At 64.1% G+C, this 14,762-nt stretch carries 17 protein-coding genes; 3 read left to right on the top strand and 14 right to left on the bottom strand.

Annotated elements, in window-relative coordinates; translation table 11 throughout:
- The 5 genes from AC04MI_RS17985 to AC04MI_RS18005 form a co-directional block, all read right to left on the bottom strand.
- A partial coding sequence (locus AC04MI_RS17985; RefSeq protein WP_476498322.1) for a flagellar basal body rod protein FlgF occupies nt 1-518 on the bottom strand: 518 nt, incomplete at its 3' end.
- Between the two features lie 46 nt (nt 519-564).
- Nucleotides 565-1,845, bottom strand: a complete 1,281-nt coding sequence (gene flgE, locus AC04MI_RS17990) for a flagellar hook protein FlgE (RefSeq protein ID WP_476498323.1) — start codon at nt 1,843-1,845, stop codon at nt 565-567.
- A gap of 38 nt (nt 1,846-1,883) precedes the next feature.
- A complete protein-coding gene (locus AC04MI_RS17995; protein WP_395456491.1) occupies nt 1,884-2,537 on the bottom strand; it encodes a flagellar hook assembly protein FlgD in 654 nt (217 codons plus the stop codon).
- Between the two features lie 31 nt (nt 2,538-2,568).
- Entirely contained in the window at nt 2,569-2,973 is a 405-nt protein-coding gene (gene flgC / locus AC04MI_RS18000; RefSeq protein WP_056065662.1) for a flagellar basal body rod protein FlgC, read from the bottom strand.
- Nucleotides 2,974-3,009: 36 nt separating this feature from the next.
- Nucleotides 3,010-3,480 (bottom strand): flagellar basal body rod protein FlgB, encoded by a 471-nt coding sequence (locus AC04MI_RS18005; protein ID WP_056065666.1) that lies wholly within the window; start codon nt 3,478-3,480, stop codon nt 3,010-3,012.
- A 231-nt stretch (nt 3,481-3,711) separates the two neighbouring features.
- On the opposite strand from AC04MI_RS18005, the gene flgA reads away from it, so the two are divergent.
- The 3 genes from flgA (at nt 3,712) to AC04MI_RS18020 (ending at nt 5,353) form a co-directional block, all read left to right on the top strand.
- Nucleotides 3,712-4,524 (top strand): flagellar basal body P-ring formation chaperone FlgA, encoded by an 813-nt coding sequence (gene flgA, locus AC04MI_RS18010; RefSeq protein ID WP_436076970.1) that lies wholly within the window; start codon nt 3,712-3,714, stop codon nt 4,522-4,524.
- A 94-nt stretch (nt 4,525-4,618) separates the two neighbouring features.
- Nucleotides 4,619-4,939, top strand: coding sequence for a flagellar biosynthesis anti-sigma factor FlgM (flgM, locus tag AC04MI_RS18015; protein WP_436076971.1), 321 nt, complete (start codon nt 4,619-4,621; stop codon nt 4,937-4,939).
- A gap of 42 nt (nt 4,940-4,981) precedes the next feature.
- Nucleotides 4,982-5,353, top strand: coding sequence for a hypothetical protein (locus AC04MI_RS18020; RefSeq protein ID WP_436076972.1), 372 nt, complete (start codon nt 4,982-4,984; stop codon nt 5,351-5,353).
- Nucleotides 5,354-5,468: 115 nt separating this feature from the next.
- Here AC04MI_RS18020 and AC04MI_RS18025 read toward each other — a convergent pair whose 3' ends face one another.
- From AC04MI_RS18025 to AC04MI_RS18065, 9 genes are all read right to left on the bottom strand, one after another.
- Complete coding sequence (locus tag AC04MI_RS18025) at nt 5,469-6,185, bottom strand: RNA polymerase sigma factor FliA (RefSeq protein WP_056065675.1); 717 nt, start codon at nt 6,183-6,185, stop codon at nt 5,469-5,471.
- Between the two features lie 166 nt (nt 6,186-6,351).
- Nucleotides 6,352-7,149 (bottom strand): hypothetical protein, encoded by a 798-nt coding sequence (locus AC04MI_RS18030; RefSeq protein ID WP_056065678.1) that lies wholly within the window; start codon nt 7,147-7,149, stop codon nt 6,352-6,354.
- Complete coding sequence (flhF, locus tag AC04MI_RS18035; protein ID WP_436076973.1) at nt 7,142-8,638, bottom strand: flagellar biosynthesis protein FlhF; 1,497 nt, start codon at nt 8,636-8,638, stop codon at nt 7,142-7,144. Before flhF ends, AC04MI_RS18030 begins: the two co-directional genes overlap by 8 nt.
- Entirely contained in the window at nt 8,635-10,716 is a 2,082-nt protein-coding gene (gene flhA / locus AC04MI_RS18040; RefSeq protein WP_476498324.1) for a flagellar biosynthesis protein FlhA, read from the bottom strand. The genes flhF and flhA overlap by 4 nt, the downstream gene beginning before the upstream one ends.
- Nucleotides 10,713-11,867 (bottom strand): EscU/YscU/HrcU family type III secretion system export apparatus switch protein, encoded by a 1,155-nt coding sequence (locus AC04MI_RS18045; protein ID WP_476498326.1) that lies wholly within the window; start codon nt 11,865-11,867, stop codon nt 10,713-10,715. The genes flhA and AC04MI_RS18045 overlap by 4 nt, the downstream gene beginning before the upstream one ends.
- 222 nt (nt 11,868-12,089) lie before the next feature.
- Nucleotides 12,090-12,707, bottom strand: a complete 618-nt coding sequence (locus AC04MI_RS18050) for a protein phosphatase CheZ (RefSeq protein WP_056065691.1) — start codon at nt 12,705-12,707, stop codon at nt 12,090-12,092.
- A 4-nt stretch (nt 12,708-12,711) separates the two neighbouring features.
- Entirely contained in the window at nt 12,712-13,098 is a 387-nt protein-coding gene (gene cheY, locus AC04MI_RS18055) for a chemotaxis response regulator CheY (RefSeq protein WP_010466076.1), read from the bottom strand.
- Between the two features lie 72 nt (nt 13,099-13,170).
- A complete protein-coding gene (motB, locus tag AC04MI_RS18060) occupies nt 13,171-14,103 on the bottom strand; it encodes a flagellar motor protein MotB (protein WP_056065694.1) in 933 nt (310 codons plus the stop codon).
- A gap of 47 nt (nt 14,104-14,150) precedes the next feature.
- On the bottom strand, nt 14,151-14,762 hold a 612-nt coding region (locus AC04MI_RS18065; RefSeq protein WP_476498327.1), incomplete at its 5' end, for a MotA/TolQ/ExbB proton channel family protein.

Raw genomic sequence — 14,762 nt, forward strand, 5'->3', positions numbered from 1 at the left:
CGCTTGAGCGGGTCTTCCGGCGTGGGTGTGCCCAGCTTGAGGCGGCCAATGGCCTGGGCGGGCTGGCCCGGGATCTTGGAGGTCACGGTACCGTCCGACCCGAGCGACACATCGGCACCGGGCGGTACGTCGATGGGCGCTCCGCCATCGGACAACACGGGCAGCCCGGTGGGGGTGAGCAGCTGGCCCGTGGCCGACACCTCAAAGCTGCCCGCACGGGTGTAGGCCTCGGTGCCATCCAGACCCTGCACCGCAAACCAGGCATTGCCGGCCGCCATGGCGTCGAGGTTGCGGCCTGTGCGTTGCACAGGGCCGGGGGTGTTGACGTAGCCGGAGGTGGCCTCCAGCGCAAACACGCGCGTCTTTGCGCCGTCGCCTTGCAGCGGCACCGAGCGGAAGGTGGACATCTCGGCGCGGAACCCGCCGGTGGACACGTTGGCGAGGTTGTTGGACAGCACCGCCTGCCGGTGGGCGGCGGCGTTGGCGCCTGTCATCGAGGTGTAGATGATGCGGTCCATGGGGGCTCTCCGGGGTCCTGGGCGGGTTCAGTAGGGGTTCAGCCGGTCAGCGCAGGTTCACCAGGGTGGACATCACCTGATCTTGCGTCTTGATGGTCTGTGCGTTGGCCTGGTAGGCGCGCTGGGCGGTCATCATGTTCACCAGCTCGGCCGTGAGGTCCACGTTGGAGTCTTCCAGGGCGCCCGAGCGCAGCGAGCCAAAGCTGCCATCCGTGGCGGTGCCGACGACGGGCTGGCCCGACTCRAACGTGGCCACCCAGTTGTTGCTGCCGACCGAGGCCAGGCCCTGCGTATTGCGGAAGCTCGACAGCGCCAGCTGGCCCTCGGCACGCGTCACGCCGTTTGAGTAACGGGTCATGATCATCCCGTTGTTCTCGATGTTGATGCCGGTCAGCTCGCCCGAGGTGTAGCCGTCCTGGCTCAGGTTGGACACCGCAAACTTCTTGCCGAACTGCGTCACCTTGTCCAGGCTCACGTCCACGGTATAGGTGGGCAGGTTATTGGGGTTGGGCGGCGTGGGGTTGATGGTGAGCGGCAGCGAAAAGCCCGTGGCGGGTGGCGTGGCCACCGGGCCGGTGATGGCGCCGTTGTTGTCGAACGTGATCTGGCCGATGGGCGTGGCCACCACGGGCGGCACAGCGGTGGGGTCGTCCAGGGCGTCGTATACGTCCCAGGTGTTGGCGGTGGCGGTTTTCTGAAAGTACAGGCTCACCGGTTTGGCCACGCCCTGGCTGTCGAACACGTTGATCGACGTGCCATAGGTGGCGCGCGGCGTGGCCGGGATTGGGGGCGTGGCTGCGGGGTTGCCCGCCGCGTCGGTGGCGCGGGCGTCCAGGTTGAAGGCTGCCGTGATCTTGGTGGTCTGCTTGGCGGGAATTGGCTCGGCGGTCGGGAACACCATGGGGATGGGGTCGGTGCCGGTGCGCAGACCCGTCACCGGGTCCACCGGGTAGCCCATCACCGACGCGTTGTCGTTGGTGATCATGTTGCCTTCCTTGTCCAGCTTGAAGTTGCCGGAGCGGGTGTAGGCGGCGGTGCCATCGGGCAGCGTGAGGGTGAAGAACCCATTGCCATTGATGGCCACGTCCAGGCTGTTGCCGGTGATGGTCAGGTTGCCCTGGGTGAATTGCTGCGCCACGGCGCCCACTTCCAYGCCGATGCCTGCATTGGAGCCCCCTGCCGAGCCGATGGCAGATGCCACCATCTCGGCAAACTCGGCCCGCGAGGCCTTGAACCCGACGGTGTTGGAGTTGGCAATGTTGTGCCCGATGACATCGAGGTTCTTGCTGGCGGCGTTCAAGCCGGACAGGCCTTGCTGAAAACTCATGGTGTTCTCCTGTTGACGCGATACGAAGCAGGCTGGTGTTACACCAAGGCCTTGATCTGGCTGTAGTTGATGGTTTTGCCGTTGGACAGGCTCAGCACCAGCTGTCCGTCCTCGGCGCCTGCGGCCGTCACCTTGGCAAGGTTCAGTGCGGTGGAGTCCAGCTTGGTGGAGCCATTGACGGCCGTCACGCGGAACTGCAGCCCTTCGGTGGAGCCGGTGTACTGGCTGGCGTCCCAGTCGAAGGTGTGGCGGCCCGCCGCCTTGGCACCCAGGTCGATGGTGTCCACCACCTGCCCGCCTGCGGTCGTGACCTCGATCTTCACGTTGGTGGCGGCCGAGCCCAGCTCGAAGCCGCCCTTGCCGGTCTTGTCCGCCACCGCCAGGCTGGAGCCCTCGGTCAGCACATTGCGGCCCACCAGGGCTGTGCCCTGCATGACCTGCAGCGAGTTGAACTGCGAAGCCATGCTCTGCATGGTCTGGTTCAGTTGCTGGATGCCGGTCACCGTGTTGATCTGCGCGATCTGCGAAGTCATCTGGGCGTTGTCCAGGGGGTTCATCGGGTCCTGGTTGTTCAGCTGCGCAACCAGCAGTTTCAAAAAGCGGTCTTGCGCGGCAGCCGGGTCGGTGGACGCGTTGGCCTTGGTGCTGGACGAGTCCGTCACCGTGGGGGCGTTGGTGGCACTGAGAATCATGGTGGTGTCCTTCTTGGGGCAGGCTCTTGCCTTACTGGCCCATCTGCAGGGTTTTGAGGAGCAGCGACTTGGCCGTGTTCATGACCTCGACGTTGTTCTGGTACGAGCGCGAGGCAGAGATCATGTTGACCATCTCCTCAACCGCGTTGACGTTGGAGTGCGTCACATACCCCTGCTCGTCGGCCGACGGGTGGCTGGGATCGTGCACGCGGCGGCCCGGCACATTGCTTTCGCTGACACCGCTGACCTTGACGCCTGCAGAGCTGTCGGCCCCCATGGGCGCTGTCTGGAACACCACCTGGCGTGCCTTGTAGGCCTGACCATCGGGGCCTGCCACGGCGTCCACATTGGCCAGGTTGCTAGCCACCACGTTGAGCCGCTGCGACTGCGCACTGATGGCGCTGCCCGATACGTTGAAAATCGAAAACATGGACATGGGGTGGCTCGCTTTCTGCGCTGCGGGGCTGGCTGGTTATTGGCCCTGGATGGCGCTGAGCATGGTCTTGGCGTTGCCGTTGATGAACCGCAGCGTGGCTTCATAGCGCACGGCGTTGTCCACGAAGTTGGCACGCTCGCGGTCCAGGTCCACCGAGTTGTTGTCCAGGCTCGGTTGGGTTTGCACCGCATATCCAAGGGCGCCTTGCCGGTCGATGCTGGTGCTGGAATTCACGGTGGGCAGCGGAATATGGTGCGGATCGGTCGTGCCCGCAGTTCCGTACGAGCCTCCGGTTGCCAGCCGCGTGACCGCTGCGCCGGCAGTGCCTGTGGCGGAAGAAGTCATGCCTGTGGCCTCGCGCAGCGCGTCGCCGAACTTGAAGTCGCGTGCCACATAGCCAGGGGTGTCGGCGTTGGCAATGTTGCTGGCGATGGCGCGCTGACGTTCCCCACGCAGCACCAGGGCGTTGCCGTGAAAATTCAGCTGGTTGGTCATCTTGTCAAGCATGTGTGCCTCACACCGTCGGTTGCAAAGTCGCCATCCCCGGAGGGCTTTTGGCGTGGCTCGATTATGGAAACCGCGCCCTTTTTCTAAAGCGCGAAGAAGTGGCAAATGGATGCGCAGTTCCGGGTTTTGCGTCCGGGTCATCTGCCTATAGTTCCAGGGGTGAAATGGCCCCTGCCTTCCGTAGCACCCCGTGCGCGGGCAGCCTGGCCAGCCGATGCCCTGGAGGCCCCTATGACCGCCCACTTCCTTTTCTCTGACGCCAACACCGACGCCGCGCTGTGCGGCGCCACCCGGCAGTCGCACGCTGTGTGTGCCGGCGCCTTGCTGCGTAAGTTCTGTCTGGTGGGTGTATTGGCTGTGGCTGCGCTGGGCCCCCATGGTGTTGCGCACGCCCAGTCGGCGGCAGACCCCGCGGCGGACCTGGGGCCGCTTACCCAGCGCTGGCTGGACGATGCGTTGGCCCGCAACCCGTCCTCCGCGCTGCCACTGCGTATGGAAGTGAGTGTTGGCTCACTGGATTCGCGCCTGCGGCTGGCGCCCTGTGCGCGCGTTGAACCCTATCTGCCCGTAGGTGCCCGCCTGTGGGGCCGGACCCGTCTGGGGCTGCGCTGCGTGGAGGGCGCCACCGCATGGAACGTGTTTTTGCCCGTCACCATCAAGGCGTTTGGCCCGGCCTGGGTGTTGACGAACAATGTGGCGCCCGGTGCCGTGTTGACGGCCAATGACGCCACAGAGGCCGAAGTGGACTGGGCGGCCGATTCCTCTCCCGTCATGGCCAATCCCGACCTGTGGGTAGGGCAGACCGCGGCCCGCCAACTGGTGGCGGGGCAGGCGGTGCGCCAGGCCATGGTGCGTGCCCCCTTGCTGTTCAAGGCCGGTGCCCAGGTGAAAGTGGTGGCCCAGGGGCCAGGCTATGCGGTCAGCTCTGCGGGCCAGGCGTTGACCGCAGGCTCTGCAGGGCAGACTGTGCGCGTGCGCATGGAGAATGGCCGCATCGTCAGTGGAACTGTGAATGATTCTGGGACAGTGGACGTCACTCTGTGATGACGCCCCGGTAATAAATGGCTAAAGTCCGGGCTAAATGGGTCGAAAACATTGCTACTGATGCCCCACATCCAACGGGGTGGTGGAGAGAGCGATGAAGATAGGTCAAACACCGGAACTGCCGGGCGGGTTGCCGCCGACGGGGCTTGCCAAGCAAGCCAAGGCCCCAGCCAGCGCTGCTGAAGGAGCCACCAAGGACGCACTGATAGCGTCATCCGCCGGTGTGCCTGTCACTGTGTCCACCGCGGCCCGGGCGCTCAGCCCTGCCACCCGCAGCACGGCAGATTTTGACGCAGGCAAGGTCAAGGCAGTGCGCGCTGCCATCGAAAAGGGCGAATTCTCGGTCGACGCCGAAGCCATTGCCGACAAGCTGTTGTCCAACGCCCAGGAGATCCTGTCCCGCTCGCGGGGTTGACCGGCGTTTTGCTACCGGGCGCAATCCATCGCACAATGCGCCATGTCTCTGGAAGAATCTCTCTCGGCTGTTGAGCAGCTGATCGAACAAGTCTCCGCCGCACTTCTCGCGGCTGACCCCACCTCCCTGGAAAAAAATAGTACGGCCTTGCGTGATGCAGCGGCCGATTTCTCGCATGCGCTGGAGCAGGCGGCCGCGCGGGGTTTGCCCTTGCCAGCGTCGCTGCAAAAGCGCGCGGATGCGATCCGCAGCATGCTGATCCTGCACCGTGAAAGCCTGGCCCGGCTTGCTGCCAGCACGGACCGCCAAGCCGCCGGCCTGTTGCCCCCCAATGCTGCGGCTACCTATGGCGATGGCCTGGGGGCGCGCGGAGCCGCGCCGGGTGTGGCGCGCATCTACCGCTCTGCAGGCTGAGCGGCATCCATTGTTCTGAAGGGGTTGTGGGCCCGGTCGCGAAAAGCGGCGGCCCGTAACCCTATGGCCCTGCGCAACGACCTGCGCGGCGCCTGGTGTCCGCCGGTGGGGGCGCTCAGTGCGCGCGCATCTTGGCCCGCAGCCGGGCAATGGACTGGCTGTGCAGCTGGCACACGCGCGACTCGGTGACGCCCAGCACGGCGGCAATTTCCTTGAGGTTCATGTCATGTTCGTAGTACATGCCCATGATGTGCTGCTCGCGCTCCGGCAGGGTTTTGATGGCGTTGACCAGTGACGTCTTGAGCCGTTGATCACGCAGCAGCTCCACCGGGTCGGCTGCACTGTCGGCAACGTGGCGGTCCAGAAACCCATCCTCGTCATCGTTGCCATGCGTCATGTCTTCGAGGTACACCAGCTGGGTACCCCGGACCTTGCCCAGAAGGTTCTGGTAGTCCGCCAGGCTCATGCCCATTTCGCTGGCTATTTCGGACTCCAGCGGGCTGCGTCCCAGCTTTTGCTCCAGCCGGTGCACAGCGTGTTCAATGTCTTTCTGGCTCTTGCGCGAGCTACGGCTCATCCAGTCGCCCTCGCGCAGCTCGTCGAGCATGGCGCCCCGGATGCGCTGGGTGGCAAAGGTTTCAAACTGCACGCCCTGTGCCACTTCGTAGCGCGACAGGGCTTCGGCCAGCCCCATCATGCCGACCTGGATCAAGTCATCCAGCTCGACATTGGGAGGCAGCTTGGCGATCATGTGGTGCGCAATCCTCCGGACCAGCGGTACATGCTGGCGGATCATGGCATCGCGATCAAGCTGGCCTTTGGCGGTGTACATAGAGAGGGTGTTATGCACTGGTAGGGCGGGTATGCGATCTTGTTCTGGAGCCGCTTGGGGGTGCCATCACCCGATCTTTTTCCGCCGCCCGGGGCCAGCAACTTGCCAGACCGAGGGGGGCGTTTCGGGTCAACGTACGTACGTAGAGGTGCATCACAGGCTCTGGTCAGTGGCTCCGGACAAAATGCGCAGGCATGCCTGTCAAGTTGCTGGGTGTCAGCGCAGCCAGCGCTCCGTTCATAGTGCCCGCATTTTCCAGCAGTTGCAAGGCCAGGCGCTGAAGCTCCTGGGGGTTCTGAGTGGCAATGGTGGTGGTTCGTATCGGGCCGCCCAGATGGCGCTCGGCACATGCCTGCAAGGTCATCAGCTGGGACTGGGCCTTGCGGCGTTCGGCGGCGGTGTTGCCGTGCAGCAAAGCGGCCACCATGCAGGGCAAGCCAGTGTGTAGCGCAATCTGCTTGAGGCTCTTGTAGCTGGTCATCACGCCCGCTGCGCCACTGCCCATGACCACCAGCGGCACCGTGGCCGTGTGGGTGAGCAGGGGCCCCAGGGTGGAGGCTGGTGCGTGAATCACCATGAGGCCGTAAGTCCTGAAGCAGGGCAGCAAGCTCTCCATGGGCGAGCGTGTGCTGCCGCTGGCCTTGCGGCTCAGGTGCTGCAGCCCCTTGGCCGCTGGAATCACGGCGAGGGAGGATGCGGTGGCGCCCAGGTTCAGGCTGGCGCCGTCATTCCACGTTGCATGTTGCAGCAGGTGCAGCAGCCCGGGGCTGTCGTCGGACTCCTGCGCCGTGCCGTCGAGTACCACCACCGGATAGCCCAGCCGCTGCAGGCTGGCGCAGATCTGCCATAGCGTTTCCAGGCCGCTCGCCGTGTTGCCCTGGCTGGCGACTGCCAGCAGCCGCAGCTCTGCCTGCGGGGTGAGGCTGTGCAGGCTGGCCGCCTGGTGAAAACCCAGATCAAGCATCGACCAGCCCCCCCTCCGTCACGGTGTCAGGAGAGTGCGAGAAGAAGAAGTTCAGGTCCGTGGCCTTGGGGTCGAAAGCCGACTTCGCCGGCGACCGCATGGAGGCGCTGATGAGCTGGTGGGCGTTGGCACGCTCCCAGTCCTCGGGCACGCGCTGGCCGTTGGTCACGCCGCGCAGCACCATCTGGTGGCGGATCAGTGCGTCGATCGCGGGGCCCAGCTTCACGGCTTCGTCCACCTTGGACAGGATGGCCTGCTGCGAGCCGTCGGTCTTGAAGGCGGTCAGTACGTCATCCAGCGTGTCGCCATGGCAGCCGGCGTTGAGCACCAGCAGGCGGTTCACATGGGGCAGGTCCAGCACATCCAGCATGTCGCGCTTGCGGGGGTCGCGGGGGGCCACGCCGGTGGTGTCGATCAACACCATTTTCTTGCCGCTGAGCAGACCCAGCAGGTCTTGCAGCGCGGCGCGGTCGTGTGCCAGGTGGGCCACGATGCCCAGCATGCGCCCGTAAGTGCGCAGTTGTTCGTGCGCGCCCACACGGTAGGTGTCAAGTGTGATCAGCCCCACACTGCCGGGGCCGTGGATGCGGGCGCACATGGCAGCCAGCTTGGCGGTGGTGGTGGTCTTGCCCACACCCGTAGAGCCCACCATGGCGAAGATGCCGCCCTGTTCATAAAGGGGGGGATCGGTCTGGTCGGTCTTGAGGTTGCGTTCCAGCACCTCCATCAGCCAGCGCACCGATTCGCCCGCCGACAGGTCTTCGGGCATGCGTTCGAGCACGGCGCGGGCCAGCGACGGGGAGTATCCAGCACGGATCATCTTCAGCATCAGGTTGGATTGGATCGGGTTCTGGCGCGCCTGCCCCAGCCAGGCCAGCGTGTTGAAGCGGTCTTCGATCAGCTCTTTCATCGCGTGCAGCTCGTTCATTACGCTCTGCTGGTTGTTCGACTGGATCAGGTGGGCGCTGGGAGCTTCCTGTCGACGGCGCGGTGGCTCGGGCGGCATGTCCATCGGGATGGTGCGCAGCGGGTTGTGGCGCGCCACCGAGGGCGCGGGCATGCGTTCACGTTCCGGTTCCTGGTCGCGGCTGCGTTCAGACAGTGTCTGGGGTTCCGAGGGACCATTCAGTGCCTCGTGGCGGCGGCGCAGCATGCGTTCGCGCACATAGTCCTGGAACGACAGCGTGCTCATGGCCAGCTGTTCGGTGTCTTCCTCGACCGGGTTGCGTCCCAGGCCCGACGCTACTGCCAATTGGCTGGCGCGCTGTGGGGTGCTGCGCGCAGTGCTGGGCGCCAGCAGGGGCGGATTGGACGAAGCGGTGGGCGCACCACCGTCCAGAGCCGACAGCGTGTCCTCGGCCGTGGCCACCACTTCCACGCCGTTGGCCGTGGGGCGGTTGGACAGAATCAGCGTGCCGTCGCCAAAGGCCATGCGCGCCTTGGCCAGAGCCTCCCGGGAGGTGGGGGCGGTAAAGCGTTTGATGTTCATGCTGATGCACCTTTAAGGATCGGCCCAATACGGATGGTGTGGGTCTCTGGAATTTCACTGTGTGCCAGCACCTGCAGGCGGGGCGCTACGCGGCGCACCAGGCGGGAGATGGCATTGCGGATCTGGTCGGGAACCAGCAGGCAGGCGGGCAGGCCCATCTCTTCCTGCTTGAGAGCCACTTCGGCGGCCTTTTGTGTGAGGATGTCGGCCACGCCGGGGTCGAGCGCGGGGCCTGCCGTGTTGCCCAGGGCTTGCACCAGCAGGCGCTCCAGGCCGGGCTCGATGGCAATGACGTTGAGCTCGCGGGTGGGGCCGTAGATCTGCTGGACGATGGCGGGCGAGAGCGCAATGCGCACGCGGCGGGCCAGCTCGACGGGGTCCGAGACGCCGCCAGCATGCTCGGCCAGCGTTTCGATGATGGTGCGGATATCGCGGATGTGCACAGACTCTTCCAGCAGCAGCTGGAGGACTTTCTGGAACGTTGCGATGGAGACCATTTTCGGAACCACTTCTTCGATGAGCTTGGGGGCCAGCTTGGCCACGTGTTCCACCAGTTGCTGCGTTTCCGTGCGACTGAGGAGCTTGGCGGCTTGCACTTGCATCAAGTGTGACAAATGGGTGGCCATCACGGTTTCGGAATCAACGACGGTAAAACCGGCCATTTGTGCGGCTTCCTTTTGCCGATCGTCGATCCAGTGTGCTGGCAAGCCAAAGGCAGGGTCGGTGGTGGCCGTGCCGATCAGCGGCGTGGTGATGCCGCCGGGGTTGATGGCCAGGAACATGCCAGGGAAGGCTTCGCCCTCGCCCACCACCACGCCGCGCAGCGTGATGCGGTAGCCGCTGGGCTTGAGTTCGAGGTTGTCACGTACGTGCACGGCAGGGGGCAGGAAGCCGACTTCCTGTGCAAACTTGCGGCGCACGCCCTTGATGCGGGTGAGCAGGTCGCCCTGGCGGCTCTTGTCCACCAGGCTGATGAGGCGGTATCCCAGTTCCAGGCCCAGCAGGTCCACGGGCTGCAAGTCGTCCCAGGTGGCTTCGCCATCGGTGGCGGGCGGCGGTGGGGCTTCGACCACCGGGGGAACCTTCTGGCGCTCATACATCACCCAGGCGCCGTAGCCCAGCAGGCTGCCCATGGTCAGGAACACCACATGCGGCATGCCGGGGATCAAACCCAGCAGGATCAGGATGCCTGCCGTCACGCCCAGCACGCGGGGCGACATGAACAGCTGCTGAACGATCTGGCGGCCCATGTCGTGGTCCTTGCCCACGCGCGAGATCACCATGGCGGCTGCCACCGAAATCAGCAGGCCGGGAATCTGTGCCACCAGCGCATCGCCAATGGCCAGCAGGATGTAGCTGTCTGCGGCCTGCTTGGCCGACAGGTCGTGTTGCAACACACCAATGGCGAAGCCGCCAATGATGTTGATGAGCAGGATCAGGATGCCCGCCACGGCGTCCCCGCGCACGAACTTGGACGCGCCGTCCATGGAGCCGAAGAAGTTGGCTTCTTCCGCCACTTCGGCACGGCGACGCTTGGCTTCTTTTTCGTCGATCAGGCCGGCGTTCAGGTCGGCGTCSAYCGCCATCTGCTTGCCSGGCATSGCGTCSAGSRTGAAGCGCGCCGACACTTCGGCRATGCGCYCSGCGCCCTTGGTRATCACCACGAAGTTGATCACCACGAGGATCGCAAAAACGATCAGGCCGACGGCGAAGTTGCCGCCGATCAGGAAGTGGCCGAAGGCCTCGATCACTGCACCCGCTGCGCCAGGGCCCTGGTGGCCTTCGAGCAGCACCACGCGCGTAGAGGCCACGTTCAGCGACAGGCGCATCAGTGTGGTCAGCAGCAGCACCGAAGGGAATGCCGCGAAGTCCAGCGGACGCAGCATGTACGCCGCCACCATCATCACCATCAGCGCGACGGCGATGTTGAGCGTGAAAAATGCATCCAGCAGCCACGGGGGGATGGGAAGCACCATCAGAGCCAGAATCGCCACCACCAGCAGTGGTGCCGACAGGCCCTGCAGGGCGCTGGCATTGGTGCCCGCCCATTGCTGCAAAGACTTTACGGAGGTGTTCATACGGCAGCACCTTGCACCGTGGTGCGGTTCAGCGGATCGAGTTCAGGCGGCACGAAAGGCTCCACCAGGCTGTCGGGCATGCGGCCTTCGCCACGCAGGGCCGCCTTGAGGCGGTACACATAGGCCAGCACCTGGGCAACGGCGGTGTAGAGCGTCGCGGGGATGGCTTGGTCCAGCTCGGCATGGGCATACAGCGCACGGGCCAGCATCGGCGACTGCAGCACGGGCACGTTGTGCTCCTTGGCCACGTCGCGGATCTTCATGGCGATGAGGTCGGTGCCGCGCGAGATGACCTGGGGCGCACTCATGGTCTTCTCGTCGTATTTGAGGGCCACGGCGTAGTGGGTGGGGTTCATCACCACAAAGTCGGCCTTGGGGACGGCACCTACGCTGGCCCGGTCGGCGATCTCGCGCTGCTTCTGGCGGATGCGGCCCTTGGTGTGGGGGTTGCCGTCAGACTCCTTGTGCTCCTGCTTGACTTCCTCGTGCGACATCTTCAGTCGTTCCTTGAAGAAGAACGCCTGCAAAGGCACATCCACCAAGGCAGCCAGAAACACGACCAGCAGCAACAGGCTCATGCCCGAGGTCAGCCAGTCTGCAATCTGGCGAATGGCCAGCGGCGAGGGTTGCAGCACCRGCATGGCGACCGTTTCGAGGCTGTTGCCCAGGAACTTCCAGGCCACGTAGGTCAGGATGGCGGTCATCAGCACCATCTTGGCCACGTTGGCCATCTGCTGCTTGGAAAACAGGTTGGCCAGTCCGGAGATCGGGTTGAGTCGGTTGAACTGCGGTGTGATGGGCTTGGCACTGAGAATCCAGCCGCCCGCCCCGATGGCGCTGATCAGCCCCGCAGCGCTGGTGAGGGTGGCAAACACCGTGCTGGCCACCAAGCCCACGATGACCATGTCCTGCAGCCGCGAGAGCATGGTGCCTGGCGCCATCACCGTGGCCGCATTGAACGCCAGCTGCTGGCTCATGGCCCACTGCATGCGGTCCATCAGCTGTGGGGCCAGCAGCAGCATGCATGCGGCGCCCGCGCCCAGGATGGCCAGGTGCGACAAGTCGCGCGAGCGTGCCCCTTGGCCGTCTTCGCGCGCTTTTTGCAGCTTGCGTTCTGACGCGGGGAGGCTTTTTTCTTGGCTGGATTCCATGGTGGCATGACGGCTGGTGTCATGCCATTGTCGTGAGCGACCTGGAAATCTAAAGGCTGATAAGGGGGCTGCAGCCCCCTCTTTTCGGTGGTGCCTGGGGTGTGTCTAGCGGCGGGTCCGTGTCTGACCCGCGCCGTGGATTGCTGTCATTCTTTTCAAAAATGATAGCAATTAAGGCATATTGCACTGGCGCCCTGGGGCTGCTGGACTGAAAACGGAGCGTCAGAAGCCCAGACTGGCCAGCAGGTCGTCCACCTGGGACTGGTCGGTGACCACGTCGGGGGTGTTCTCCGGGTCCACCACCGGGCCCTGAAGATGCGCTGCGCGGGCGGGCTCGGCGGGCACCTGGGCGCTGGGCGGAGCCGTCTGGATGAGCAGTTGCACCAGCTGCTCTTCAATGGTGGCTGCCAGGTTCACCACGCGCGCAATCACCTGGCCGGTGAGGTCGTGAAAATCCTGCGCCATCATGATTTCGGTGAGGTGCGTGTCGGCTTCCTTGGTCACGCGCTCCACGTCGGTCAGAAAGTTGAAGATCTCGCCCTTGGCCACAGCCGCCACCGGGTCCGCCACCAGCGAGTTGACGACCCGGCGCGTTTCCGCCGCAATGTAGTCGTGCTGGGCCTTGGCCTGTTCGACGCGGTTGAGCACCTTCTCGGCCGCTTCTCCCGTCAGGCGGGCGATATAGGAAAGTCGGCTCTGCGCGTCGGGCAGCTCGCCCATGGAGCCGCGCAGCTTGTCGGCATAACCCAGCTCGTTGAGCGAATCGTGAAGCTGACGTGTCAGCAGGCCAATCTTGTGATGAACATCGGCAGGCTGGCTGTTGTCCGGTGTGTCGTCCATGGTGTCATAACCCCATCTTCTTCAGAATCAAGGTCACTTTCTCTTCCAGAGTTGCCTTGGTGAAGGGTTTGACGATGTAACCCGCAGCGCCTCCCTGGGCGGCGGCAACGATGTCTTCCTTGCGGGCTTCGGCGGTCACCATCAGGACGGGCAGGTGTTTGAGCTTGTCGTCCTTCTTGATCTCGGCCAGCAGCTGGAAGCCGTTCATGTTGGGCATGTTGATGTCGGTCACCACAAAGTCAAACTTGCTGTTGCGCAGCTTGTTGAGTGCGGCGACACCATCCTCGGCCTCGTCGGCGTCTGCAAACCCGCTCTCCTTGAGCAGGTTGCGAACGATGCGTCGCATGGTGGAGAAGTCGTCAACGATCAAAAAACGAAGGGCTGTGGTCACTTGGGACCCTTTCAGTCGAGATTTACTGTAAGCATTGTCATGGGTGGCAGGTTTGGTGACAAGTCGTAACTGTTACCTGCTTGGGGGGGGATTTTCCCGCTTTTCCGTCAACAGTTCTGTGGACGTGATTTCAGGAATCCCTTTGCCCATGAGCCGTTCTTCGGCCTCCCGGGTCAACACCGTGATGGTGATGCGCCGGTTGGAGGGGGAGCGTGGGTTCTTGGGGTCCAGCAGATCACTGGCGGCCAAGCCCACCACGCGGCCCAGTTTAGCGTCTGGCATGCCAGCAGAGACCAGTTCCCGCCGCGAGGCGTTGGCGCGATCTGCCGATAGCTCCCAGTTGCTGTAACCCTTTTCGCTGTTGCCATAAGGTACGGCGTCGGTGTGGCCTGCAAGGCTGATGCGGTTTTCGACGCCACCGAGGGCTGCGCCAATTTCGCGCAGGATGTCGCGCATGTAGGGTTTTACCAACGCGCTACCGCTGTCGAACATGGGGCGGTTCTGGTCGTCGATGATCTGGATCTGCAGCCCGTCGGGCGTGATGTCGATGCGGATCTGCGACTTGTACTCATTCAGGCGCGGGTTCTCGGTGATCAGCGCATCGATCTTGGCCTCCAGGGCCTTGATGCGCTCCTGGTCCTGCTTGGCGCGTTCTGCCCGCGCGGCATCGATGCTCATGCGGCGCTGCTTGGCTTCTTCCACATCGGAGCGGCGCACCTGACCATGCACCTTGGCCAGATCGTTGCCGCCACCGGGGATGACGCTGGAGCTGTTGCCTGCACCGTCGCCACCGGTCATCGCCACTTTGAGCGGCGAAGCGAAATATGCCGCGATGCCCTGCAGCTCACCTTTGGCCGTGGAGCCCAAAAGCCACATCAGCAAGAAGAACGCCATCATCGCCGTCACAAAGTCGGCATAAGCGATCTTCCAGGCGCCACCATGCACCGCGTGGCCGCCTTTCTTGACGCGCTTGATGATGATGGGCTGGAGCTTCTTTTCTGCCATGGTGGTGGTGGGGCGTTACGGCGCGGCTACGGCATTCGCGGCAGCTGCTACTTCTTGCCCTTCACGTGTCCTTCCAGCTCCGAGAAGCTGGGGCGTACGTTGGAGAACAGCACCTTGCGGCCRAACTCAATGGCGGTGGCCGGGTTGTAGCCCTGCATGCTGGCGAGCAGGGTGGACTTGATGCACTGCAGTTCCTTGGCGGCGTCCTCGGTCTTTTGCTCGACGAGTCCACCCAGGGGCTCGACCACGCCGTAGGCCAGCAAAATGCCCAGGAACGTCCCCACCAGCGCCGAGCCGATCATCCCACCCAGTACAGAGGGCGGCTGCCCCACCGAGCCCATGGTGTTCACCACGCCCAGCACGGCGGCCACGATCCCGAAGGCGGGCAGGGCGCCTGCCAACCGGGCCAGCGCAGCCACGGGAGCATGGGCCTCCTGGTGGTGGGTATCGATTTCGCTGTCCATCAGCGCCTCGATCTCGTGGGAATTGAGGTTGCCCGACACCATCATCCGCAGGTAATCGGTGGTGAATTCGATCACATGGTGGTCGCTGCCCACCGTGGGGTATTTCTTGAAGATCTCGGATTCGTGGGGCGCTTCCACATCCTTCTCAATGGCCATCAGCCCCTCTTTGCGGGCCTTCTGCAGGATGTCATATAG

It is taken from the genome of Acidovorax sp. LjRoot204 (assembly GCF_056175785.1).